We start from the raw sequence: 23178 nt of genomic DNA on the forward strand, positions 1-23178 counted from the left end.
CCGCCTGAGCCGCACCGTCCTGGCCACAAGTTTATAAAACACTGTTGTGCTCCGGTAGTTCCGGGGCGATTGTTGCCGGGCTCGGTGGCGCAGCACAGCGTCTCCAGTGCGTCCGGGTCCGCGCGGTGCGGAGGTTCTGGGGCCCGCCGCCACAGGCCCGCACCGGGGTGGGGCCTGGCCCGGAGCTCCCCGGCGTGGCGCCGGGTGGGGTCGGGGGCCGTACCCGGGGCCCCATCCGCGCCAAGAGTTCACCCGAGGGCGTTCGCGGAGCTCATAGACTGAAGCGTGTAGTGGTGCCGACCCGAGGAGAACCATGTCCCAGCGGACGCAGAGCGCTTCGCCCAGGTCGGCCACGGCCGACGACGGCGTCCTCGTCCGCGAAGGCCTCAGCTCGGACGCCGTTGCCGAGCGGATCGCCCTCGGACTGACCAACGCGTCCTCCAGCACCACGTCACGCAGTGTGTGGGCCATCATCCGCACCCACGTGTTCACCCTCTTCAACCTGGTGCTGGGACTGTGCGCGGCGGTCATCATCGCGCTGGGCCGGTGGCTGGATCTGCTGTTCTGCCTGGCCGCGGTGAGCAACGTGGTGATCGGCTTCGTCCAGGAGTACTCCGCCAAGCGGCAGCTGGACAGGATCGCCCTGCTGCGCCGGGACCCCGCGCGGGTGCTCCGCGACGGTGCGGCCGTTCGGATCCCCCTCGAGGAGATCGTGCTCGACGACGTCCTGCTGCTCTCCCGCGGGGACCAGGTCCCGGTGGACGCCGTGGTGCTCGAGGCTGACGGCCTGGACCTGGACGAGTCGCTGCTCACGGGGGAGAACGACCCCGTGGTCAAGCGCCGGGGGGACCACGTGTTCTCCGCGTCGAGCGTCACGGGCGGCGCGGGGAAAGTGCGGGTCACCGCCGTGGGTGAGACCTCGCACGCCGCCCGGCTGGCCGCTGAAGCCAGGCAGTTCGCGCCCATCAACTCGGAGCTGCGGGCTTCGCTGGCCCGTGTGGTGCGGTGGCTCACCATCGCACTGCTGCCGATCGTGGCCGTGGTGCTCAACGGGCAGATGCAGGCCGCCGGGGGGTGGCAGCACGCGTTCACCTCGGGCGGCTGGGAGGACGCCCTGGTCGCGACCGTCTCCTCCGTGGCGTCCATGATTCCGCAGGGTCTGGCGCTCATGACCACCATCAGCTTCGCGGTGGCGGCCGTGAAGCTCGCCCGTGACGAGGTGCTGATCCAGGAGCAGCCCGCGGTCGAGGTGCTCGCCCGGGTGGACACCGTGTGCTTCGACAAGACCGGCACGCTCACGGAGGGCGGGGTCTCGTTCGACGCCGCCCGCAGCCTGACGGCCGGGGCGCGCCCGTCTCCCGGCGGCGTCGGCGAGCCCACCACCGTCACGCCGCTCCTGGGCGGCGCTGACCGTGTTCCCGGGCGGGGCGCTGCCGACGTGGTGACGCCCGCTCCCGAGGCCGCGGCTGCGCTCGCGTGGTTCGGTGCGGACCCGCACGCCAACCCCACGGCCGCTGCGCTCGCCGAGGGCTTCGAGCACCCGAACCCGTTGCCGCCGGTGGCCGTGCTCGCCTTCTCCTCCGCCAACAGGTTCTCCGGCGTGGAGTTCCCGGACAGCGGGGCCTGGATCCTGGGCGCCCCGGAGGTGCTGCTCGCGGCACCGGAGCACGACGCGGCGCGAGGACACGCGCACGCCCTGGCGGCCGCGGGAATGCGCACCATGGTGCTCTCCCACGCGCCCCACCTGGTCCTCGCGGACGGGGGCGACGCGGACGAGAAGCCGCGCGCCGCACAGGTGCTGCCCGCCGAGCACGAACCCCAGCTGCTGCTGACCTTCTCGGAACAGGTGCGCTCGGACGCCCGGCAGACCCTCGAGTACTTCCGGGAGCAGGGCGTGGACCTGAAGGTGCTCTCCGGGGACAACCCCGCCACGGTGGCGGCGGCCGCGGCCACGGCCGGGATGGACGTCTCCCACGGGGCCGTGGACGCGAGCACTCTGCCGGAGGACGGCGAGGAGCTGCACCGCGCGGCGCTGGAGCACAGCGTGTTCGGCCGGGTCTCACCCCACCAGAAGAAGAACATGGTGCTCGGACTGCAGCAGAGCGGACGCGTGGTGGCCATGACGGGGGACGGGATCAACGACGCCCTGGCCCTCAAGCACGCGGACCTGGGGATCGCGATGGGCAACGCCGCGCCGGCCACCAAGGCCGTGTCCCGCCTCGTGCTGCTGGACGGGCAGTTCTCCCGGCTGCCGTCGGTGCTGGGCGAGGGGCGGAAGATCATCGCGAACATCGAACGGGTCACCAACCTGTTCCTCACCAAGACGGGCTTCGCGGTCATGATGGGGCTCGCCCTGGGGCTGCTGGCCTGGACCTTCCCGTTCCTGCCGCGCCAGTACTCCACGGCGGACGCGCTGATGATCGGCATCCCCGCCTTCGTGCTCACGATGCTCCCGAACACCCGCCGCTACGTCCCCGGGTACCTGCGCCGGGCCCTGCACTTCGCGCTGCCGAGCGCGGCGATCGTGACGCTCTGCGTGGTGGGCCTGAACTTCTACGAGCGCACCGTGGACCCCGCACACAGCACGGAGGCGTTCCAGACCGCCAGCTTCATGGTGCTCGTGCTCGTGGGCCTGTGGGTGCTGTGCGTGGGCTCCCGCCCACTCACGCCCGTGCGTCTCGCGCTCGTGCTGGCCATGTACGCGGGGCTCGTGCTGGTCCTGGTGGTGCCGATCTCCCTGGCCTACCACCAGTTCGAGCTTCCCCACGAGTCCCTGTTCTGGGCGTCGCTGGCGATTGCTGCGGCGGGTTCCGTGCTCGTGGAGATCAACTTCCGGGTGCACACCCGGTGGCTGCGGCGCACGCAGCGGGAGGCGTACCGGGAGGCGGAGAACGCGCAGCAGCAGTGACAGTTCCCGCCGGACACGCAGAACGGGCGGCCCCGAGAACACCTCGGAACCGCCCGTTCTGTGGCCGCGGGACAGTTGCCCGGGGCCGGGGGGAGCCGCCTGCCGGAATCGAACCGGCGACCTATTCATTACGAGTGAATCGCTCTACCGACTGAGCTAAGGCGGCGTGACCGGGATGCGGACACCCCAGATGCACGCCGAAACAGTATCAGATGCCGGTCAGGCACCACCAATCACACGTGTGCGGCGAGCTCAGCTCTGCTCGCACACGGTGCCCTCGTCCGGCAGCCGGCCCCGGAGGAAGTAGTCGTCCACGGCGTCCGTGATGCACGAGGAGCCGGAGGTGTAGGCGGTGTGACCGTACGCCTCGTGGGTCAGCAGACGGGCGTCCCCGAGCTGCTCGGTCAGGGACTCGGCCCAGGCGTGGGGCGTGGCCGGGTCGTGGGTCGTGCCGATGACCATGGCCGGGGTCTCCACGTCCGCCCGGTAGTCCTCGAGCGGGGTGACGGGCTCGTCCGGCCAGCCCTGGCACGCCGCGGCCCCGTAGCCCAGGTAGGGGCCGAACGTGGGGGCCTGCTGTGCCATCTCGCGGGCCGCCTGCTCCATCTGCTGGTCGGTCACGTCCGCCGAGGACGTGTCCAGGCAGCTCACGGCGGTGAAGGCCATGGACACGTTGGAGGTGTACTCCCCGGAGGGGCTGCGCCCGTGGTTGGAGTCGCTGAAGGCCATCAGGGCGTCGTAGTTCCCCTCGAAGGCCTCCTGCAGCGCCGAGTTCAGCTGGGAGTAGCCGGTGGTGGAGTACAGGGGCACCAGGATCCCCTCGATCGCGTTCGTGGCGGTCACGGTGCGTCCGTCCGACGTCCTGGCGTGCCCCTCGGAGACGGTGGCCAGCATGTCCTGGATCCTGGAGATCCCGGCATCCACGTCCGCGCCGGCCACGGCACAGTCCTTGGTGGTCTCCTGGCAGTCGGCCACGAAGTGGCGCAGGTTGTCCTCGAAACCCTTCGCCTGTGCGAGGGCCGCGGACTGCTCGTCCAGGGTGGGGTCCACCGCGCCGTCCAGCACCATGCGTCCGGTGCGGGCGGGGAAGAGGTGGGCGTACGTGGCACCGATCTCCGTGCCGTACGAGAAGCCCAGATAGTGCGTGGTGGGCTGCTGCAGCACGGCCCGCAGGACGTCGAGGTCCCTGGCCACGCTCTGGGTGTCCATGTGGGACACCACGGCCGAGGAGTTCTGGTGGCACTTCTCGCCGACCTCCCGGGAGCTCGCCCGCAGCTCGTCGAGCGACTGCTTCTCGGGGTCGAACGCGGGTTCGGAGCGCCACGCATCCATCTCACGGTCCGTGAGGCACTCGATGCCGTCCGAGCGGTCCACCCCGCGCGGGTCGAAGCCCACGAGGTCGTACTCCCTCCGCATGTCCTTGGACGAGAAGTAGTCCGCGGACGCCATCATGTCCACGCCCGAGCCGCCGGGGCCACCGGGGTTGAGGAACAGGGTCCCGGTGGCGTCCCCGTCCGAGGCCTTCAGTCGCGCGATCTCCACGGTGGTGTCACCACCGTCCGGGTGCTCGTAGTCCACGGGCACCGTGACACCGGCGCACTCCAGGCCCCGGGGGAACTCCTGCTGCTCGGAGGTCTTCTCGCACTCGCCCCACTGCGGGCTCTGCGTGTAGAACCGCGTCAGCGCCGGATCCGTGCCTGCCGTGACCTCCGGGTCGGCGCTGCCGGCGGCGTCGGACGCCCCGGTGCTCCCGCTCGAGCACGCGGACAGGGACAGTGCGGCCGCGCACAGCAGGACGAGCGCGCGGTGGGGGAGTCTGCGGTTCACGGGGTCCTCTCGGCGGGTCAGACGATGGAGACCATCATGGCCTCGAACGCCAGCTGCGCGCTCACGTTCGTGCGGATCCGCCGGCGCGTCTCGCTGATCACGTCGATCGTGTGCAGCGTCTGCTCCGCGGCGGTGTTGGTGGCGTAGCCGTGGATCTGACCGCTCAGGTGCACGTTGATCAGGGGCATCCCGGTGTCCAGCTGCACGCTCAGCACGTCCCGGTAGAACGTGGTGAGGTCGATCAGGAACCGGTCCAGGGTGTCGGTCTGGATGCGGCGGGAGCGGCGCTTCTGATCCGCCTCCAGACGGTTGAGCGCCCCCCGGATGGCGGGAGGAACCCGTCCCGTCTCGGGGGCGCCCATGGACACGAGCAGCTGGGCCCGCTCCTCGTCGTTGCGGGCCTCGGCGTCCGCCGCGGACTCGTCCACGGCCAGGCGGTGCAGCCGGTCCGCGGCGCGGACGGCCTGGGTGACCCCGCGCATGGACAGGGGGAGGGAGACGACCTCCTGCCTGCGGGTGCGGGCGTCGTCGTACAGGGCGAGGCGCGTGGCCACGCCCACGTGGCACTGGGCCAGCCGTGCGCACTCCACGGCGCGCTCCTCGGTGACGCCGTGGCGGGCCACGAGCAGCCGGGCGACGTCCTCGGCGGAGGGCACCTTGAGCGTCACGGCGCGGCACCGGGAGCGGATGGTCACGAGCACGTCCATGGGGGAGGGTGCGCACAGCAGCCAGATGGTGTGCGGGGGCGGCTCCTCGATGCTCTTGAGCATCACGTTGGAGGTGCGCTCCGTCATGCGGTCGGCGTCCTCCACGATCATGATGCGCCAGGAGCCCACGGACGGCCGGTCCTGGGCCCGCACAACGAGCTCACGGGCCTCCTCGATGCTGATCCGGGGGTTCTCCGTGACGAAGTTGGTGACGTCCGCGTGGGTGCCGGCGAACGCCGTGCGGCACGCGTGGCACTGCCCGCACCCCGTGCCGTGCTCGCACAGCAGCGCGGCGGCCAGTGCGCGCGCCGCGGTGGAGCGGCCCGAACCGGGTGGGCCCGTGAACAGCCAGGCGTGGGTGGGCTCGTTGTCCCGCGCGGCGCGCTGCAGCTGCTCCACCACGCGGGGCTGCCCCACGACCTCGTCCCACACGCTCACCGCGCACCTCCCGGGGTCCCGGGCAGCAGCGGAGCCACGCGAGCGGCCACCGTGCGCGTGATCGTCTCGGCGGGCTCGGCCGCGTCCAGCACCAGGTACCGCTCGGGGCTGCGGGCGGCCAGGTCGAGGAACGCCGCGTTCACGGCGTGGTGGAACGCGCGGTCCTCGGCCTCCATGCGGTCCACGGCCACGCCGCGGTGGCGGCGGCGGGACTCGGCGGTGGCCTGGTCCACGGCCAGGACCACCGTGAGCTCCGGGACCAGCCCCTGCAGGGCCCACTGGTTCAGCTCCAGCACGTGCTCGGTGCCCAGGCCCCGCCCCGCTCCCTGGTACGCCACGGAGGAGTCCACGAAGCGGTCGCACAGCACGATCTCGCCGCGCTCCAGCGCAGGCCGGATGAGGCGGGAGACGTGGTCCGCGCGGGCCGACGCGAACAGCAGGGCCTCCGTGGGGGCGTCGACGGGGGCGTGGGCGGGATCCAGCACAAGGGTCCGGACGGCCTCGGCGAGCGGCGTGCCACCGGGCTCGCGCGTGCACGTGACCGCGTGTCCGGCGCCGCGCAGGGCCTGGGCGAGGGCGCCGACCTGGGTGGACTTTCCGGCGCCGTCACCGCCTTCGAACACGATGAGCGCCCCGCGCGTTGAATCCTTCACGCGCACCACTCTAACCAGCGCCCCCGACACCCCCGGGTGCCGGGCAGGGGGCTGGGCAGGCCGCCCACCGCGGGCCCGCGGTCGTAGGCTGGCGGGCATGCACAAGGACACCCTGGTGGTGACGGGCGGACGCCCCGAGCCCACGTACGACGCCCCCGTGAACCCTCCCGTGGTGCTGAGCTCCACGTACCGGGGGACCGGTGCGGTCGCGGACGGCGACCGCTCCTACGCGCGCTCCGCCAACCCCACGTGGGAGGCGTTCGAGGAGGTCCTGGGGCAGCTCGAGGGCGCGCCCTGTCCGGCGCTGTCCCACGCATCGGGAATGGCCGCGATCTCTGCGGCGCTGAGCCTCGTGCCGGTGGGCGGCACCGTGGTGGTGCCGCGGCACAGCTACCAGGGCACCCTGCAGCTGGCCCGGCGCCTGCAGGACCGCGGGATCCTCACCGTGCACGCCGTGGACGTCGCGGACACCACCGCCGTGCTCCGCGCGCTGGCCGGCGCGGATCTGCTGTGGGTCGAGAGCCCCACCAACCCCATGCTGGAGGTCGCCGACCTCCCCGCGCTGCTCGCGGGAGCCCGTGCGCGGGGCGTGCTCACGTGCGTGGACAACACGTTCGCCACGCCGCTGCTGCAGCAGCCGCTCGCCCTCGGTGCGGATCTCGTGGTGCACTCGGCCACCAAGTACCTGTCGGGGCACTCGGACGTCCTCATGGGGGCCGTGGTGTGTGCGTCGCCCGAGCTGCGGAGCCGGCTCCACACCCAGCGCACGCTGGAGGGCGGCATCCCGGGTCCCTTCGAGTCGTGGCTCGCCCTGCGGGGGCTGCGCACGCTCGCGGTGCGCCTCGAACGTGCCGTGGCGAGCGCGGCGGTGCTCGCCCGGAGGCTCCAGGAGCACCCCGCCGTGGCCCGGGTGCACTACCCCGGCCTGCCGGTCGATCCCGGCCACGAGCGTGCCGCCGCCCAGCTGACGGGCGGTTTCGGTGCGGTGCTCTCGATGGTGCTGCACGACGACGCCGCCGCGGCCGAGCGCCTCGTCGCCGGTCTTCGCGTGTGGACCCCCGCCACGTCGCTCGGCGGCGTGGAGTCCCTCGTCGAAAGACGGCGTCGCCATCCGGAGGAGCCCGCTTCCGTTCCCGAGAACCTGCTGCGGCTGTCCGTGGGGATCGAGAACGTGGAGGACCTGTGGAGCGACCTCGCCGCGGGGCTCGACGCGCTCGCCGGTCGGTAGACTGCTCCCGTGACTTCTTACCCGTGGGCCCTCACTCTGGCGAACTACCTGGACTACGCCATCACCGTGGTGGTGGCGGTGCTCGCCCTCCTCGCGGCACTCGACTGCGTGCGGCGCTCCCCGGTGCAGTTCGAACGGGCCTGGAAGCGCACCAAGTCCTTCTGGCTCGCCCTCACGGGCGGTGCCGCGGTGGTCACCGTGTTCAGTGCGGTCTTCTCCACCCTGTCGATCCTGCGGGTGGGCATCCCGGGCACCGGGTCGCTGATCCTCATGCTCATCGCGGCCACGATCGCCGGTGTGTACTTCGCGGACGTGCGCCCCGCCGTGGCGGGGGAGTCCAAGAACCCCGGCTCCTGGTGACGCGGGCGCGCACGCCCCGCTGAGCGACCGGGTGGCGCGGTCCGTCCGGCCCGCTGGGGACCAGCGGGTCCATTCGCGGGCCAGCGCGGCGCGCTGCTCAGCGTGGCGCCACCGCATCCCACGGCACCGTGAGCTCACCGAGTCGCCATCGCGCGGGTCCGTGCAGCACGGGCCATCCGGCTACCTTCAGGTCGCGGCACGTCGCATTCCAGCGCTGCCGCGGCCCGAACGGTGACAGCGCGGCGTTCGCCAGCCAGGCGGCGTCGGCGGCGGCCAGGAGCTCGTGGACGCGTTCACCCGCCACGTTGCGGTGGATCAGGATCTTGGGCAGCCGGGCGGCCACGTCCGAGGGCAGCGCGAAGGCACCGGGGCGCATGCTGACCGTGAAGCTTTGCGGTCCCTGCGCGGTGCAGCACAGCCACGTGGCGAGGCGCCCCAGCTCGTCGCACGTGCCGTCCATGAGCACACCGCCCGGCGCCAGTCGGGAGCACGCGAGGTCCCACGCCGCCGGCACGTCCTCCACCGGGTACTGGCGCAGCACGTTGAACGCGCGCACGAAGACCGGCGACCGCGCGCCGGTGGGAATCTCGAAACCGCCGCGCCGGAACGAGAGCCCCGGGCGGGCATGGGGCTGTGCCGCCGCCACGCGGACCGGGTCGATCTCGATCCCCGTGAGCTCCACGTCCGGCCGGACGGTGCGGGCGCGCTCCCACAGCTCCACCGTGGTCACGGGAGCGGCCCCGAATCCCAGGTCCACCAGCAGGGGGTCAGCGGCGCCGCGGAGTACGGGGGCCAGCACGCCCGTGAGGTAGCGGTCCGCGCGGCGCAGCCGGTTGGGGTTGGTGGTGCCCCTGGTCACGGATCCCACGGGGCGCTGCTGAAGGGGCACACGGCCACTGTACGTCCGGTGCGCGTCACCCGTTCCCCCGCGTGGTCAGGGGTGGAACAATGGAGCCATGGCTAACGAATCAGCGACCCACAAGCTCATCCTCCTGCGCCACGGCCAGTCCGAGTGGAACGAGAAGAACCTCTTCACCGGCTGGGTGGACGTCCCCCTCACGGAAAAGGGACGCGCCGAGGCCACCCGGGGTGGCGAGCTCATCGCCGAGAACCAGCTGCTGCCGGACGTGGTGCACACGTCCCTGCTGCGCCGCGCGATGAACACCGCCAACCTCTCGCTGGACGCCGCGGACCGGCTGTGGATCCCCGTGAAGCGCTCGTGGCGCCTCAACGAGCGCCACTACGGTGCGCTGCAGGGCAAGAACAAGGCCGAGATCCGTGAGGAGTACGGCGAGGAGCAGTTCATGACCTGGCGCCGCTCCTACGACACGCCGCCGCCCGAGCTCGACGACTCCTCCGAGTGGTCGCAGGCCGGGGACCCCCGCTACGCGGACGTGGCCAACCTGCCCCGCACCGAGTGCCTCAAGGACGTGCTGGAGCGGTTCATGCCGTACTGGGAGGAGCAGATCATCCCCGACCTCAAGGCCGGGAAGACCGTCCTGGTGGCCGCGCACGGCAACTCCCTGCGCGCCCTGGTCAAGCACCTGGACGGGATCTCGGACGAGGAGATCGCCGGGCTCAACATCCCCACGGGCATCCCGCTCTACTACGAGCTGGACCAGAACCTCAAGCCCGTGACCCCGGGTGGTCGCTACCTCGACCCGGACGCCGCCGCGGAGTCCATCAAGGCCGTGGCCAACCAGGGCAAGAAGTAGGGGTCACCCCCATGACGAAGGCCCCGCCCGAATGGGCGGGGCCTTCGTCGAGAACGGGCCGGGGCCCGCGGGGTCACTCCCCGGCGTCGGTGCCGTAGTGGCCGTGGCCCGTGGGGTGGGTGTCCGTGGCGGGCGCCCAGTCCCCGGTCACCAGGTAGGACACCTTGCGGGCCACCGAGACCCCGTGGTCGCCGATGCGCTCGAGGTAGCGGGAAGCCAGGGTCACGTCCACCGCGGTGGGCACGGAGGAGTCCCACTCCGGGGCGGCGAGCATCTCGAAGACCTGCTGGTGCTTGAGGTTCAGCTCCGACTTCAGCGCGAAGATCTCGTCCGACTGGCTGATGTCGCGGTTGCCCAGCACGGAGATCACGCGGGAGATCAGCTTGAGGTCGATCTCGAACATCTCGTCGAAGTGGGCGCGCATGGACTCGGGCAGAACCGGCTCGGGGAACCGCAACCGGGCCAGCTGGGCCAGGTGGCGGGCCAGGTCCCCCATGCGCTCCAGGGACGCGCTCATGCGCAGGGCGCCCACGATCATGCGCAGGTCGGAGGCCACGGGGGCCTGCAGGGCCAGGATGTCGATGGAGCGCTCGTCCAGGTCGTTCTGCAGGAAGTCGATGCGGGCGTCGTTGGAGATGACCTCCTCGGCCACCTGGATGTCGGCGTCGAGGAAGGCGGTGCGGGCGCTGGCCAGTGCCTGCTGCACGAGCGTGGCGATCTGGATCAGCTCTTCACCGACCTGATGGAGCTCGGCCTGGAAAACCTTACGCACAGGGGCGTCCTTTCGTTCATGGCAGTTCTTGGTCCCGTAGCCTACGCGTCTCGAACGGGTCGGGTGCCACCGGGGGAGCGGTGCGACGACGTCGCACACGTCTCACCAGGTTCACAGGTGGTCGTGAACGCGCCGCCATCCCCAGGTGAACGTTGGCTGAACCGGGCGGCCGGACCGTTCGATCAGGGGCTGCGCGCCGGCCCGGGAGTCTAAGCTGACACCGTGAGCGAGACGACGATTGCCCTGCTGGCCGGGTTCATCGGCTTCCTGCTCGGCATCAGCGGACTGATCGCCGTGCGGGTGAGCCAGCGCCGTCGTCATGCGTACGCGGACGTCCAGGAGCCCACCCTGCCGGAGGGCACCGCGGAGATCCTCGCGGCACTCGGTCTCGCCTACGTGGTGGTGGACGGTGTGGACGGCGTGGTCCGGGCCTCTCCGGCGGCGTACGCGTACGGCATCGTGCGCGGGCACACCGTGGTGCACCAGGAGCTGCTGGACATGGTCCGCAGCACCCGGCGCAACGGCGTGGTGGAGGAGAAGCGGCTGGAGCTGACCCGCGGTCAGCTGCAACGGGGTGTGATCGTGCTCGACATCCGGGTGGTGACCATTGCGGACGAGTACATCCTGCTGCTCGCGGACGACCAGACCGAGATCGTGCGCGCGCAGTCCATCCGCAACGACTTCGTGGCCAACGTGTCCCACGAGCTCAAGACCCCCGTGGGTGCCGTCAGCCTGCTGTCCGAGGCCATCGAGGACGCGGCGGCGGACCAGGACTCCGTGCGCCACTTCGCCGCGAGCCTGCAGCGGGAGTCGCGCCGTCTGAGTGCGCTGGTGCAGGACATCATCGAGCTCTCCCGGCTGCAGGGCACGGACGTGGTGTCCAAGGGCACCGCCGTGACCCTGAACCGGACCGTGGGCGAGGCCGTGGACCGCAACCGGCTGGCGGCGGAGACCAAGCACATCGAGGTCAAGGTGGGCGGGCGGATCGACACCCCGGTGTTCGGGGACCCTGACATGCTCGTCACGGCCGTGCGCAACCTCATCGACAACGCCGTGCGGTACTCCCCGGAGCACACCCGGGTGGGCGTGGGGCTGCGGGAGCGCAACGGCATGGCGCAGATCACGGTCACGGACCAGGGCCCGGGGATCTCGGAGACCGAGCAGGACCGGATCTTCGAGCGCTTCTACCGGGTGGACAGCGCACGTTCGCGCCAGACCGGGGGTACCGGGCTGGGGCTGAGCATCGTCAAGCACGTGATGGCGCAGCACGGCGGAGAGGTCTCCGTGTGGTCCCAACCGGGCCGGGGCTCCACGTTCACCCTCCAGATCCCGCTCATGGAGGATCCCGACGAACAGCACGGGCCGCCACCATCAGGTGGCGCGCACCGCAGACACCGAGTGGAGGAACGCGCGTGACCCAGATTCTGATGGTGGAGGACGAGGAGTCCCTGAGCGACCCCCTGGCCTATCTCCTGGGCCGTGAGGGCTTCGACGTCACGGTCGTGGCGGACGGCGTCCGCGCCGTGGCGGAGTTCGACCGGTCGGGCGCGGACCTCGTGCTCCTGGACCTCATGCTCCCGGGGCAGTCCGGGACCGAGGTCTGCAAGCAGATCCGGCAGCGCTCCACGGTGCCGATCATCATGCTCACGGCCAAGGACGCGGAGATCGACAAGGTGCTCGGTCTGGAGCTCGGCGCTGACGACTACGTCACCAAGCCGTACTCCTCCCGCGAGCTGGTGGCCCGCATCCGGGCGGTGCTGCGGCGCCGCTCCGAGCCCGAGGAGCTGATCACCGCCACGGTGGCGGCAGGTCCCGTGCGGATGGACGTGGAGCGGCACGTGGTGCACGTGGGCGGCGAGCCCGTGGCCATGCCGCTCAAGGAGTTCGAGCTGCTGGAGATGCTGCTGCGCAACGCGGGCAGGGTGCTGACCCGCGGGCAGCTGATCGACCGGGTGTGGGGCTCCGACTACGTGGGGGACACCAAGACCCTGGACGTGCACATCAAGCGGTTGCGCTCCAAGGTGGAGCCGGACCCGTCCGCGCCGCAGCACATCGTGACCGTGCGGGGACTGGGCTACAAGTTCGAGGCCTGAGCGCGCCGCAGGTCCACACGGGCTCCGGGCACGACGGGGACCCGGAAGGGACGGGGTCCGCACACGAGCGCATGGGCACGAACGCACCGGACACGCACAGAGGGGTCGCACCCGCGCGGGTGCGACCCCTCTGGTGGTCACGGCAGCACTGCCGTCACGGGTGGGTCAGTGACCGCCCTCGGAGTGGCCCTCCGGGGCCTTGGTGTTGGAGGGGTTGGCCGGGGTGGTGGGAGCGCCACCCGGAACGAAGGAGGCGTAGCGCGGGTAGGTGTGGTCCAGCACGGGCACGGAGGCGTTGCTGTCCTGGCCGTCCGCGGTGAACGAGGTCTCCACCATCAGGCCGGGGTCCGCGCCGGCCTTGTCCAGCACCACGGGCTTGGACTTCTCCAGGACGACTTCCTGGTTGGCGGGAACCTCGATCGTGGCCGTGGCGCCGTCCGCGTCCATGGTGACGGTCTGAGCGGTGTCACCGGTGTTGATCACGGTGCCGAGCACACGACCCTGGGAGTCCGCGTCCTCCGCGACCACGAGCACGTTGCGCAGCTGGACGTCTCCCAGGTCCATCTGGACACCGTCCGCGGGGGCGTAGGTGTCCGCGGTGGCCTGAGGGCTGATGTACGCGCATCCGCTCACGCCGGTCAGGACGGCAAGCGCTGCCGCGCCCAGTCCGAGCTGCTGCAACTTCTTGTGGGCGGCGTTCTTCACGGCACGAACTCCTCGGGCTCTCTGACGGTGGGACTCAATCTCCGGTCAGTCTATCGGTTTGGCCACGGATCGTCTGCAACCCCGCGCCGCTCGTGGCGCGGTCTCCAGTGGCCGCAGGTCGCCCCACGGGCGGCCGGGATCGAGGAATCGGGCATCATACACCGTGGTAGACTTGGCGGGCTGAAAGGGGTTTGTGCATGGTTTTCGAGGTTGGCGAAACGGTCGTCTATCCGCACCACGGTGCGGCGACCATCGAGGAGATCAAGACTCGCACCGTCAAGGGTGAAGAGAAGATGTATCTCCGGCTCAAGGTGACCCAGGGGGACCTCATGATCGAGGTCCCGGCGGAGAACGTGGACCTCGTGGGCGTCCGTGACGTCGTGGACGAGGACGGTCTCAAGCAGGTCATCGCGGTCCTCCAGGCGCAGGACGCGGAGGAGGCCTCCAACTGGTCCCGCCGCTACAAGGCCAATCTCGAGAAGCTCGCCTCCGGTGACGTCCTCAAGGTTGCCGAGGTCGTCCGCGACCTCTGGCGCCGTGACCGCGGCAAGGGTCTCTCCGCCGGCGAGAAGCGCATGCTGACCAAGGCCCGCCAGATCCTCACCTCCGAGCTGGCGCTGGCCAAGAAGATCGACGAGGAAGAGGCGGAGAAGCGCCTGGACGACATCCTGTCCGCGGCCTGATCCCCGCCCTTCCGTGACGCACCACCACGACCTCGCGAGCCCGTCCGTACCGGACGGGCTCGCTGTCGTTGTCGTGGCCGCTGGTTCCGGCACGCGGCTCGGGTACGGCATGCCCAAGGCACTCGTGCCGCTGCGCGGGAGACCGCTGCTGGAGCACGCGCTCGCCACGGTGCGCGAGGCGCTTCCCGAGGCCGCGCTGCTCGTCACAGTTCCTGCGGGCGACACCGAGCTCACGGCCGTGGCCGCCGGGTGTGGCGCGCACGCGGTCACGGGCGGTGCCACGCGCGCACAGTCGGTGGCCCGCGCCCTCGCGGCCCTGCCCCCCGGAGCCACACGGGTCCTGGTGCACGACGCCGCTCGCTGCCTCACCCCGCCCGCCGTGTTCGAGCGGGTGGTTGCCGCCCTGCAGAACGGCGCGGAGGCCGTGGTGCCGGTGGTCGAGGTGACGGACACCGTGCGCGGCGTGGACTCCCACGAGTGCAGCACCGGCACGGTGGAGCGGGCGGGGCTGCGGGCCGTCCAGACGCCCCAGGGGTTCGACCGCGCCCTGCTGGAGCGCGTGAACGAGGCCGCGGGGCTGCTGCCGGACCGCCGCGCGGAGGACCCCGCCGGCATCACGGACGACGCCAGCCTGGTGGAGCGCTACGCCCCGGAGCACGCGGTGGTCCTCGTGGCCGGGGACGTCGAGTCCTTCAAGATCACCCGCCCCCTGGACCTGCTGCTGGCGCACGCCGTGGTGGACTCGCGCGTCTGAGGCCGAACCGAGCCCGGCGCGCCGGGCCATCGCTCCGGCGCCCGCCACCCGGTGCTCGCTGGCAGCGGCACTCGATGCCGGGACGTGACAGCCGCCGCCTCCGTTCCCCTTCCGGTTCATCCGCGACAATGGGGGCATGTCTCACGAACCCGCTCACCCCGCCGCCGCGTCCCAGCCCCGCGCGGCCGTCCCGTACCCCCTGCCCCTCGTGGGGGTTGGGGTGGACGTGCACGCCTTCGGACCGGAGGGCACCCCGCTGTGGATCGGGGGTCTGCACTGGCCCGGGGAACGCGGACTGAGCGGCCACTCGGACGGGGACGTGGTGGCCCACGCCGCCGCGGACGCCGTGTTCTCCGCCGCGGGGGTGGGGGACCTCGGGGCCCACTTCGGCACGGACCGCCCGGAGTTCGCCGGGGCCCCCGGCTGCCGGATCCTCGCGGAGGCCGTGCGGATCGTGGCGGAGGCCGGGTTCACGGTGGGCAACATCTCGGTGCAGCTGGTGGGCAACCGCCCGAAGTTCGCCCCCCGCCGGGAGGAGGCGGCCGCGGTGCTCTCCGAGGCCGCGGGCGCACCCGTGCACCTCAGCGCCACCACCACGGACACCCTCGGGCTCACGGGCCGCGGGGAGGGGATCGCGGCGATCGCCACGGCCCTGGTGGTGCGCACCTCCTGAGCGCCCGGGGTGCCCGCAGTTCGCGCGGCAGGAAGCTTTCGGGGGGCCACGCCGCCCGCCCCGCCCGCACGGTGGGGAGGGTCACCGGGAGCCGCCTCGCGCCGTCGTGGGCGGCGGGCGTCCCGCTAGAATGGCCCGGTGACTCTGCGCTTCTACGACACCGCGTCCGCGACCATCAAGGACTTCGTCCCCGTGCACTCCGGGGAGGCCCGTCTGTACTACTGCGGGGCCACGGTGCAGGGGGCGCCGCACATCGGCCACGTGCGCTCCGCCCTGGTGTTCGACGTGCTCGCGCGCTGGCTGCGCTTCCGCGGCCTGGAGGTCACCACGGTCCGCAACGTCACGGACATCGACGACAAGATCCTGGTGAACTCCCGCGCGTCCTACGAGCAGGACTACCGCGGCGAGCACGCGCGGGAGCCGTGGTGGGCGCTGGCCTACCGCTTCGAGGGTGTGTTCGGGCAGGCGTACGCGGCGCTCGGCATCGACCGCCCCACGTACGAGCCGCGCGCCACGGGCCACGTGCCCGAGATGCACGCCCTGATCCAGGAGCTGATCGACGCCGGGCACGCCTACCCGGCCACGGACGGCTCCGGGGACGTGTACTTCGACGTCCGCTCGTGGCCGCGCTACGGGGAGCTGACCCGGCAGCGGGTCGAGGACATGCAGGACGCCCCGGACGCCGATCCCCGCGGCAAGCGGGATCCCCGGGACTTCGCCCTGTGGAAGGGCCACAAGGACGGTGAGCCGCTCACGGCCTCCTGGGACTCCCCGTGGGGTCGCGGCCGCCCGGGCTGGCACCTGGAGTGCTCCGCGATGGCGGACAAGTACCTGGGCTCCCACTTCGACATCCACGGCGGCGGGTTGGACCTGCGCTTCCCGCACCACGAGAACGAGCTCGCCCAGTCCGCGGCCGCCGGCCGGGAGTTCGCCAACTTCTGGCTGCACAACGGCCTGGTCACGTACCAGGGCGAGAAGATGTCCAAGTCGATCGGCAACACGGTCTCCCCGCAGGACATGCTGCGCGAGGCGCGCCCGCTCGCGGTGCGCTACTACCTGGGCCAGGCCCACTACCGCTCCGTGCTGGACTACCGGCCCACCTCCCTGCAGGAGGCCACCGCCGCGGTGGAGCGCGTGGAGTCCGTGCTGCTCGCCGCCCGCGCCGCAGGGCTCGGCCTGGACTGGGACGCGCAGGACGTTCCCGAGGAGTTCGTGGCCGTGATGGACGACGACCTCAACGTCCCGCGCGCGCTCGCCGTGCTGCACGAGACGGTGCGGGCGGCCAACTCGGCACTCGCCGCGGGGGAGCACCGCGCGGCGCAGCCGCTCGTCGCGGCGGTCGCCGGGATGTCGGACGTCCTCGGGCTGCTGCCGCTCATGGCGCTCGACGCCGCCGGGGACGCGAGCGGCGCGGAGCACCGTGCACTGGACGCCCTCGTGCAGGACCTGTTGGCGCGCCGGGCCGCGGCACGCGAAACCCGGGACTGGGCCCTCGCAGACACCATCCGGGACCAGCTGGCGGCCGCGGGCGTCGTCGTCAAGGACGGTGCGCAGGGCTCCGCGTGGTCCGTGGAATCCTGACGCTGACCTAAACTGGACCCAGATCGCCGACCACCCCGGGGCGGCCCTCTGGCCGTGACCCGTGACCGACACGGAAGTGATGACCATGGCCCAGAACAGCCGCCCCGGAGCAGTCCGCAAGAAGAAGAAGGGCCCGGTCGTGGGAAGCGGCGGGCAGCGCCGCAAGGGACTCGAGGGCCGCGGTCCCACGCCCAAGGCGGAGGACCGGGTCTACCACAAGGCCTACAAGGCCAAGCAGGCCGCGGCCCGCAAGCAGCAGAACCAGCCGCGCCGCCCGCAGCGCTCGGGCACGGGTCCCATCAAGGAGGACCTCGTCACGGGCCGCAACTCGGTGCTCGAGGCGCTGCGCGGGGGTGTCCCCGCCAAGACGCTGTTCATCGCGTCCAAGATCGAGGTGGACGACCGCGTCAAGGACATCCTGCAGCTGTGCGCCGAGCGCCAGGTGCCCACCCTGGAGGCCTCCCGCGGTGAGCTCGACCGGCTCTCGGCGGACGCGATCCACCAGGGCGTGGTGCTGCAGGTGCCGCCGTACGAGTACCAGGACGCGGACGAGCTCGCGGCCTCCCTCATGCGGGACGCGGACCAGGGACACCCGCCCCTGCTGGTCGCGGCGGACGGGATCACCGACCCCCGCAACCTGGGCGCGATCATCCGCAGCGTCTCCGCGTTCGCCGGGGACGGCGTGGTCCTGCCCGAGCGCCGCTCCGCCGGGGTCACCGCCACCGCGTGGAAGACCAGCTCGGGCGCCGCGGCGCGCGTGCCCGTGGCCAAGGCCACCAACCTCACCCGGACCTTGGAGAACTGCAAGAAGCAGGGCTACTTCGTGGTGGGCCTGGACGGCGGCGGGGACATGTCCCTGCCGCAGCTCGAGCTGGCCACCGAACCCCTCGTGGTGGTCGTGGGCTCGGAGGGCAAGGGGCTCTCCCGGCTGGTGACCGAGCACTGCGACGCGATCGTCTCCATCCCCATCGAGTCCGCCATGGAGTCGCTCAACGCGTCCATGGCGGTGGGGATCACGCTGTACGAGATCGCGCGCCGGCGTGCAGGCGCGTAGCCACCCGCTGGGGGTCCACCCCTCGCGCTCGGGGGACGGCACGGCGAACGTGGCTGTCCACGCGCCCGGGCTGGATGCGGTGGACCTCGTGTTCCAGCGCCCGGGGGAGACCTGGCAGCGGCTGCGGCTGGAGGGCGAGAACCACGGCACCCACTACGCCACCGTGTCCCGGCCTCGCAGCGTCCCCGCTCAGGAGATGACGCCCGAGGAGCTTGCCCGGGACGTGTGCCCGGCCATGCCCGAGGGAACCCGCTACGGGTTCGTCGCGGCGGAGCCGGCGGGGACCCCCGCGCCGGACCCGGCCGTGGAACCCGTGCTGCTGGACCCGTACGGGCGGGGACTCGAGCGCGTGGCCCCGCCCAGCGGCGTCGTGAACCCCGGTCCGGACGCGTACGGCGGGATGTACGTCTCCGTGGTGACCGCCCAGAACCACGCGTGGCAGGACGAGTCCCGCCCCACCCCGCCGTGGCGGGACACCGTGGTCTACGAGGCGCACGTCAAGGGCCTCACGATGCTCCACCCCGAGATTCCGCACGATCTCCGGGGAACCTACGCGGGCCTGGCCCACCCCGTGATGCTGGAGCACCTGCGCGTCCTGGGGATCACCGCCGTGGAGCTGCTTCCGGTCCACGCGCACCTGGACGAGCAGCACCTCACCGCGAACGGGCTCACCAACTACTGGGGCTACAACACTCTGAGCTTCTTCGCCCCGCACGCCGGCTACGCCACGGCGGCCGCACAGGCCGCGGGCCCCACGGCGGTGCTCGACGAGTTCAAGGCCGCGGTGGACGCACTGCACGGGGCCGGGCTGCAGGTGTTCCTGGACGTGGTCTACAACCACACGGCCGAGGGCGGCCCGGACCAGCGGGCCTACTGCTGGCGGGGGCTCGGGGACCGCGCGTACTACCGGCACGACCAGCACGGCGCCTACGTGGACGTCACGGGCTGCGGGAACTCCGTGGACTTCTCCAACCCGCAGGTGGTGCGCATGGCACTGGACTCCCTGCGCTACTGGGTCACCGAGTGCCACGTGGACGGCTTCCGCTTCGACCTGGCACCCGAACTCGGCCGGGACGAGCACCACCACTTCACGCGCAACCACCCGTTCTTCGTGGCCGTGGCCGCGGACCCCGTGCTGCAGGGCGTGCGGATGATCTCCGAGCCGTGGGACGTGGGAGCCGGCGGCTGGCAGACGGGGCGCTTCCCCGTGGGCTGGGCGGACTGGAACGACCACTACCGGGACACCGTGCGGGACTTCTGGCTCTCGGGCCAGCGCACCATGCGCCGCGGCGGAGGCGGGGGCACTGCGGCCCGCCTCGCGGGGGCGATGTCCGGCTCCGCGGAGCTGTTCGCCCCGCACGGGCGCAGCACCCTGGCCTCCGTCAACTTCGTCACGGCCCACGACGGGTTCACGCTCTACGACCTCACGGCGTACGACGCCAAGCACAACGAGGCCAACCTGGAGAACAACGCGGACGGCACCAACGACAACCACTCCTGGAACCACGAGCACGAGGGGTTCGCGCCGGACGTCCGGGTCCGCGCCGCCCGGGCCGCCACGGCGCGGAACATGATGGCCACCCTGCTGTTCTCCCAGGGGATACCCATGATCACCGCGGGCGACGAGTTCCTGCGCACCCAGGACGGCAACAACAACGCGTACTGCCAGGACAACCGGCTCTCCTGGGTGGACTGGCGCCCCACGCCCCTCGCCCGCTCGATGTTCCGCACCACCCAGCGCCTGATCCGCGCCCGGCGCGCGTTCCTCGCGGGTCAGCCCCGGCAGTTCCCCACGCGTCCCGAGGACGTGGTGCTGCTCTGGTACGCGTGCACCGGGGAGCACATGACGGCGGAGCGCTGGCAGACCGACGGTGAGCGGGCGCTGCAGGTGGTCATCGCCGCGCGCGGGGGAGACCTCGCGGGGCTCTTCGTGCTCAACGGCACGCAGGCGCCGGTCCACGCCGTGCTGCCCCTGCTCGAGTCCCCGCACGACGACGCCGCGCTGCCCCCGCGGGAGGCCACCTTCCGTCTCGTGCTCGCCACGGATCCCCAGCTGGACGAGCTCACGGGCAACCGCTGGCACACCGGGGACACGGTGGAGGTGCCCGCGCAGAGCGTCGCCATGTTCGCCGTCACCTGACGCGGCGGGCGCACGTGCGAGAACGCCCCCTCCCGGCAACCGGTGCTCCGGTGCGGGAGGGGGCGTTCTGCGTGCCGCGGGAGCTCAGTCCGCGGCGTTGCTCACGAGCGCCAGTTCGGCCGGGTCCGCCAGCTCGTCGTGGCGGGGCAGCACCCGCACCGTGTAGCCGAACGGCCCGGAGCGGTCGATCGTGATCGGGCCGCTGAACTGCACGCGGCCCGCCCCGAGGTCCTTGACCGGGGCCAGGGTGGCGTAGGAGCGCTCGTGCAGGTGGTCGGTCTCGCTCACCCGGCCGTAGCCCACCTGGACGGTGACGTCCTCGGGGGACAGGGGACCGAGGTCCACGTAGGCGCTGATGCCGAGCTCGTCCCCGATCTGCGGTTCCTGGTGCACGCCCTGCGCGTCCACGTGCTCCACACGCACCTGGGGCCACGCCTCCCGCACCCGTTCGATCCAGTGGGCGGTGGCGCGGGCTGCGGCGCCGTCGTCCGCGGCCGCACGGCGCCCGGACACGCAGGCCGGGACGTAGAGCTGCTCCACGTAGTCGGTGAGCATGCGCCGGGAGGACACCCGGGGACCGAGGGTCGCCAGCGTGTGCCGCACCATGGCGAGCCACTGGTGCGGGACGGCTGCGAAGGGGCTCTGCGCGGCGTCGGCCTCCGGCGTGTGGGCCTCGGACCCGGTCGTCTCGCCGTAGAAGCGGGGCGCCACGTGGCTCTCGATCAGCTCGTAGAGGGCTGCGGCCTCCACGTCGTCGCGCTCGTCCGTGCTGGCCTTGCCGTCCGCGGTGGGGATGGCCCAGCCGTTCTGGCCGTCGTACATCTCGTCCCACCAGCCGTCCAGCACGGAGAGGTTCAGCCCGCCGTTGATCGCGGCCTTCATCCCGGACGTGCCGCACGCCTCGAGCGGGCGCAGCGGGTTGTTGAGCCACACGTCGCAGCCCGGGAAGAGCACCCGGGCCATGGCGATGTCGTAGTTGGGCAGGAACACGATCCGGTGGCGCACCTCGGGATCGTCCGTGAAGCGCACGAGATCCTGGATCATCCGCTTGCCCATCTCGTCCGCGGGGTGGGACTTGCCGGCCACCACCAGCTGCACGGGGCGCCGGGGGTCCAGCAGGATCCGCTTGAGCCGTTCGGGGTCCCGCAGCATGAGCGTGAGCCGCTTGTAGGTGGGGACGCGGCGGGCGAAGCCGATGGTGAGCACGTCCGGGTCCAGGACGCTCTCGGTCCAGCCCAGCTCGGCGTCCGTGGCGCCACGCTTCTTCCAGGACGCGCGGAGCCGCTCGCGGACGTCTTGCACGAGACGCTCGCGCAGCACGCGGCGGGCGGCCCACAGCTCGGTGTCGGGGACGTCGTAGATCTTGCGCCAGCGGGCCGCGGGATCCTGGTCGTTCTCCCCGGGCTCCAGGGTCAGCTTGGCCACGTCGGGGTCGATCCACGAGGGCACGTGCACCCCGTTGGTCACGGAGGAGATCGGCACCTCGTCCGCGTCGAAGCCCTGCCACAGGCCCTGGAACATGGACCGGGACACCGCGCCGTGCAGCTTGGCCACGCCGTTGGCGCGCTGGGCGAGGCGCAGGCCCATGACGGCCATGTTGAATTTGCCCGGGTCACCGCCGGGGTAGGTCTCCGCGCCGAGGTCCAGCACGTGCGCCGCGGGGACGTCCGGGGCGAGGCCCGCGGCGAGGAAGTGCTCCACCTGGGCGCGCTCGAAGCGGTCGATGCCCGCGGGCACCGGGGTGTGGGTCGTGAACACGGTGCTCGCGCGGACCTGGGCGAGGGCCTCGTCCCACGTCATGGGTGCGGCCCCGGTGCCGGGGTTCATGAGCTCCTGGACCCGCTCGATGCCCAGGAAGCCGGCGTGGCCCTCGTTGCAGTGGTAGACCTCGGGCGCGGGCGCGCCGGTCACACGGCTGTGCAGACGCAGTGCCCGCACCCCGCCCATGCCCAGCAGCAGCTCCTGCTGCAGGCGGTGGTCGCTGCCGCCGCCGTACAGCCGGTCGGTGACGTTGCGCGCGGCGTCGTCGTTGTCCGGGATGTTCGAGTCGAGCAGGAGCAGGGGGACCCGGCCCACGTCCGCGCGCCAGATCTGCGCGGACAGGGAGCGTCCGTCGGGCAGGGGGAGCGTCACCCGCGCGGGCGTGCCGTCGGCCTCGCGCAGCAGGGTCAGGGGGAGCTCGTCGGGGTCCAGGACGGGATAGGTCTCCTCCTGCCAGCCGTCGCGGGACAGGGACTGCTTGAAGTAGCCCGCCTGGTAGAGCAGACCCACCCCGACCACGGGAATGCCCATGTCCGAGGCGGTCTTGAGGTGGTCGCCGGCGAGGATGCCGAGCCCACCCGAGTACTGGGGCAGCGCGGAGGTGATGCCGTACTCGGCGGAGAAGTACGCGATCGCCGCGGGTGCGTCGTCGCCCTGGGTGCGCTGGTACCAGTGCGGCTCGCTCAGGTAGGTCTCCAGGTCGGCGTCGAGCGCCCGGATGCGCGCCACGAGATCGGGGTCCTGCGAGATCTGCTGGATCTCCTCGCGGGTCAGGGACCCCAACAGTTTGACGGGGTCCCCGTGCACGGCCTGCCAGGCGTGGGGACTGAGCTCGGAGAAGAGGTCTTCGGTGGGTTTGTGCCAGGACCAGCGGAGGTTCCTGGCCAGTCGCCCCAGCGGGGCGATCGACTCGGGGAGGACGGTGCGGACGGTGAACCTGCGGATTGCCTTCACCCTTGCGAGCCTATCGGGTGCGGCCAGCTGCCGCACGGGTGTCACCGGACGTCGCCGCGCCGTCGTGATGCTTCGCAGCCTTAAGAATCCCGGCGATAGTCGGTAACGTGGGCCACGTGTCGCAGCAGAACCAGCCTTCAGGCCGCCGCCCGTTTCCCGAGACCACGCCGGA

General features: G+C 71.8%; 19 protein-coding genes and 1 tRNA gene. 12 read left to right on the top strand and 8 right to left on the bottom strand.

The features are described from left to right. Positions 1 to 313 precede the first annotated feature (313 nt). On the top strand, positions 314 to 2908 hold the full coding sequence (locus AABM36_RS04790; RefSeq protein ID WP_423447627.1) for an HAD-IC family P-type ATPase: 2595 nt from the start codon (positions 314 to 316) through the stop codon (positions 2906 to 2908). Between the two features lie 93 nt (positions 2909 to 3001). On the opposite strand, the gene AABM36_RS04795 is transcribed toward AABM36_RS04790, so the two are convergent. The 4 genes from AABM36_RS04795 to tmk form a co-directional block, all read right to left on the bottom strand. Beyond that, positions 3002 to 3074 (bottom strand) — tRNA-Thr (locus AABM36_RS04795). 86 nt (positions 3075 to 3160) lie between these two features. Beyond that, positions 3161 to 4735, bottom strand: coding sequence for an alpha/beta hydrolase (locus AABM36_RS04800; protein WP_423447629.1), 1575 nt, complete (start codon positions 4733 to 4735; stop codon positions 3161 to 3163). Positions 4736 to 4752: 17 nt separating this feature from the next. After that, on the bottom strand, positions 4753 to 5880 hold the full coding sequence (locus AABM36_RS04805) for a DNA polymerase III subunit delta' (RefSeq protein WP_423447631.1): 1128 nt from the start codon (positions 5878 to 5880) through the stop codon (positions 4753 to 4755). Further along, on the bottom strand, positions 5877 to 6533 hold the full coding sequence (gene tmk / locus AABM36_RS04810; RefSeq protein ID WP_423447633.1) for a dTMP kinase: 657 nt from the start codon (positions 6531 to 6533) through the stop codon (positions 5877 to 5879). Before tmk ends, AABM36_RS04805 begins: the two co-directional genes overlap by 4 nt. Before the next feature lie 97 nt (positions 6534 to 6630). Here tmk and AABM36_RS04815 point away from each other — a divergent pair, with 97 nt between their 5' ends. Then, positions 6631 to 7761: a trans-sulfuration enzyme family protein gene (locus AABM36_RS04815; RefSeq protein ID WP_423447635.1), complete on the top strand. Its 1131-nt coding sequence runs from the start codon at positions 6631 to 6633 to the stop codon at positions 7759 to 7761. A gap of 9 nt (positions 7762 to 7770) precedes the next feature. Then, positions 7771 to 8121, top strand: coding sequence for a DUF2516 family protein (locus AABM36_RS04820; protein ID WP_039101070.1), 351 nt, complete (start codon positions 7771 to 7773; stop codon positions 8119 to 8121). Positions 8122 to 8218: 97 nt separating this feature from the next. Here AABM36_RS04820 and AABM36_RS04825 read toward each other — a convergent pair whose 3' ends face one another. Next, entirely contained in the window at positions 8219 to 9010 is a 792-nt protein-coding gene (locus tag AABM36_RS04825) for a class I SAM-dependent methyltransferase (RefSeq protein WP_423447637.1), read from the bottom strand. 67 nt (positions 9011 to 9077) lie between these two features. On the opposite strand from AABM36_RS04825, the gene AABM36_RS04830 reads away from it, so the two are divergent. Continuing rightward, positions 9078 to 9836 carry a phosphoglyceromutase gene (locus AABM36_RS04830; protein ID WP_423447639.1) on the top strand — a complete coding sequence of 253 codons (759 nt, stop codon included), beginning with the start codon at positions 9078 to 9080 and terminating at the stop codon, positions 9834 to 9836. 73 nt (positions 9837 to 9909) lie between these two features. Here the strand turns inward: AABM36_RS04830 and phoU are convergent, their stop codons facing one another. After that, complete coding sequence (gene phoU / locus AABM36_RS04835; RefSeq protein ID WP_423447641.1) at positions 9910 to 10608, bottom strand: phosphate signaling complex protein PhoU; 699 nt, start codon at positions 10606 to 10608, stop codon at positions 9910 to 9912. Positions 10609 to 10830: 222 nt separating this feature from the next. On the opposite strand from phoU, the gene AABM36_RS04840 reads away from it, so the two are divergent. Then, positions 10831 to 12024 carry a sensor histidine kinase gene (locus tag AABM36_RS04840; RefSeq protein ID WP_423447643.1) on the top strand — a complete coding sequence of 398 codons (1194 nt, stop codon included), beginning with the start codon at positions 10831 to 10833 and terminating at the stop codon, positions 12022 to 12024. After that, positions 12021 to 12701 carry a response regulator transcription factor gene (locus AABM36_RS04845; RefSeq protein WP_039101075.1) on the top strand — a complete coding sequence of 227 codons (681 nt, stop codon included), beginning with the start codon at positions 12021 to 12023 and terminating at the stop codon, positions 12699 to 12701. Before AABM36_RS04840 ends, AABM36_RS04845 begins: the two co-directional genes overlap by 4 nt. 165 nt (positions 12702 to 12866) lie before the next feature. On the opposite strand, the gene AABM36_RS04850 is transcribed toward AABM36_RS04845, so the two are convergent. Continuing rightward, the gene (locus AABM36_RS04850) at positions 12867 to 13406 is read right to left on the bottom strand and encodes a hypothetical protein (RefSeq protein WP_423447645.1); all 540 of its coding nucleotides are present in this window, start codon (positions 13404 to 13406) and stop codon (positions 12867 to 12869) included. 197 nt (positions 13407 to 13603) lie between these two features. Between AABM36_RS04850 and AABM36_RS04855 the strand changes: the two genes are divergently transcribed. From AABM36_RS04855 to glgX, 6 genes are all read left to right on the top strand, one after another. Next, positions 13604 to 14089 carry a CarD family transcriptional regulator gene (locus AABM36_RS04855; protein WP_012398940.1) on the top strand — a complete coding sequence of 162 codons (486 nt, stop codon included), beginning with the start codon at positions 13604 to 13606 and terminating at the stop codon, positions 14087 to 14089. Between the two features lie 13 nt (positions 14090 to 14102). Next, a complete protein-coding gene (gene ispD, locus AABM36_RS04860) occupies positions 14103 to 14843 on the top strand; it encodes a 2-C-methyl-D-erythritol 4-phosphate cytidylyltransferase (RefSeq protein WP_423447647.1) in 741 nt (246 codons plus the stop codon). 136 nt (positions 14844 to 14979) lie between these two features. Then, on the top strand, positions 14980 to 15516 hold the full coding sequence (ispF, locus tag AABM36_RS04865; protein ID WP_423447649.1) for a 2-C-methyl-D-erythritol 2,4-cyclodiphosphate synthase: 537 nt from the start codon (positions 14980 to 14982) through the stop codon (positions 15514 to 15516). Positions 15517 to 15654: 138 nt separating this feature from the next. Next, a complete protein-coding gene (gene cysS, locus AABM36_RS04870; protein WP_423447651.1) occupies positions 15655 to 17097 on the top strand; it encodes a cysteine--tRNA ligase in 1443 nt (480 codons plus the stop codon). A gap of 85 nt (positions 17098 to 17182) precedes the next feature. After that, positions 17183 to 18151, top strand: coding sequence for a 23S rRNA (guanosine(2251)-2'-O)-methyltransferase RlmB (rlmB, locus tag AABM36_RS04875; protein ID WP_039101102.1), 969 nt, complete (start codon positions 17183 to 17185; stop codon positions 18149 to 18151). Then, positions 18138 to 20291: a glycogen debranching protein GlgX gene (gene glgX, locus AABM36_RS04880; protein ID WP_423447653.1), complete on the top strand. Its 2154-nt coding sequence runs from the start codon at positions 18138 to 18140 to the stop codon at positions 20289 to 20291. The genes rlmB and glgX overlap by 14 nt, the downstream gene beginning before the upstream one ends. Positions 20292 to 20375: 84 nt before the next feature. Here the strand turns inward: glgX and glgP are convergent, their stop codons facing one another. Continuing rightward, the gene (glgP, locus tag AABM36_RS04885; RefSeq protein WP_423447654.1) at positions 20376 to 23006 is read right to left on the bottom strand and encodes an alpha-glucan family phosphorylase; all 2631 of its coding nucleotides are present in this window, start codon (positions 23004 to 23006) and stop codon (positions 20376 to 20378) included. Positions 23007 to 23178 lie beyond the last annotated feature (172 nt).

Source organism: Kocuria sp. KSNUG (genome assembly GCF_049532735.1).
GTDB lineage: Bacteria > Actinomycetota > Actinomycetes > Actinomycetales > Micrococcaceae > Kocuria > Kocuria rhizophila.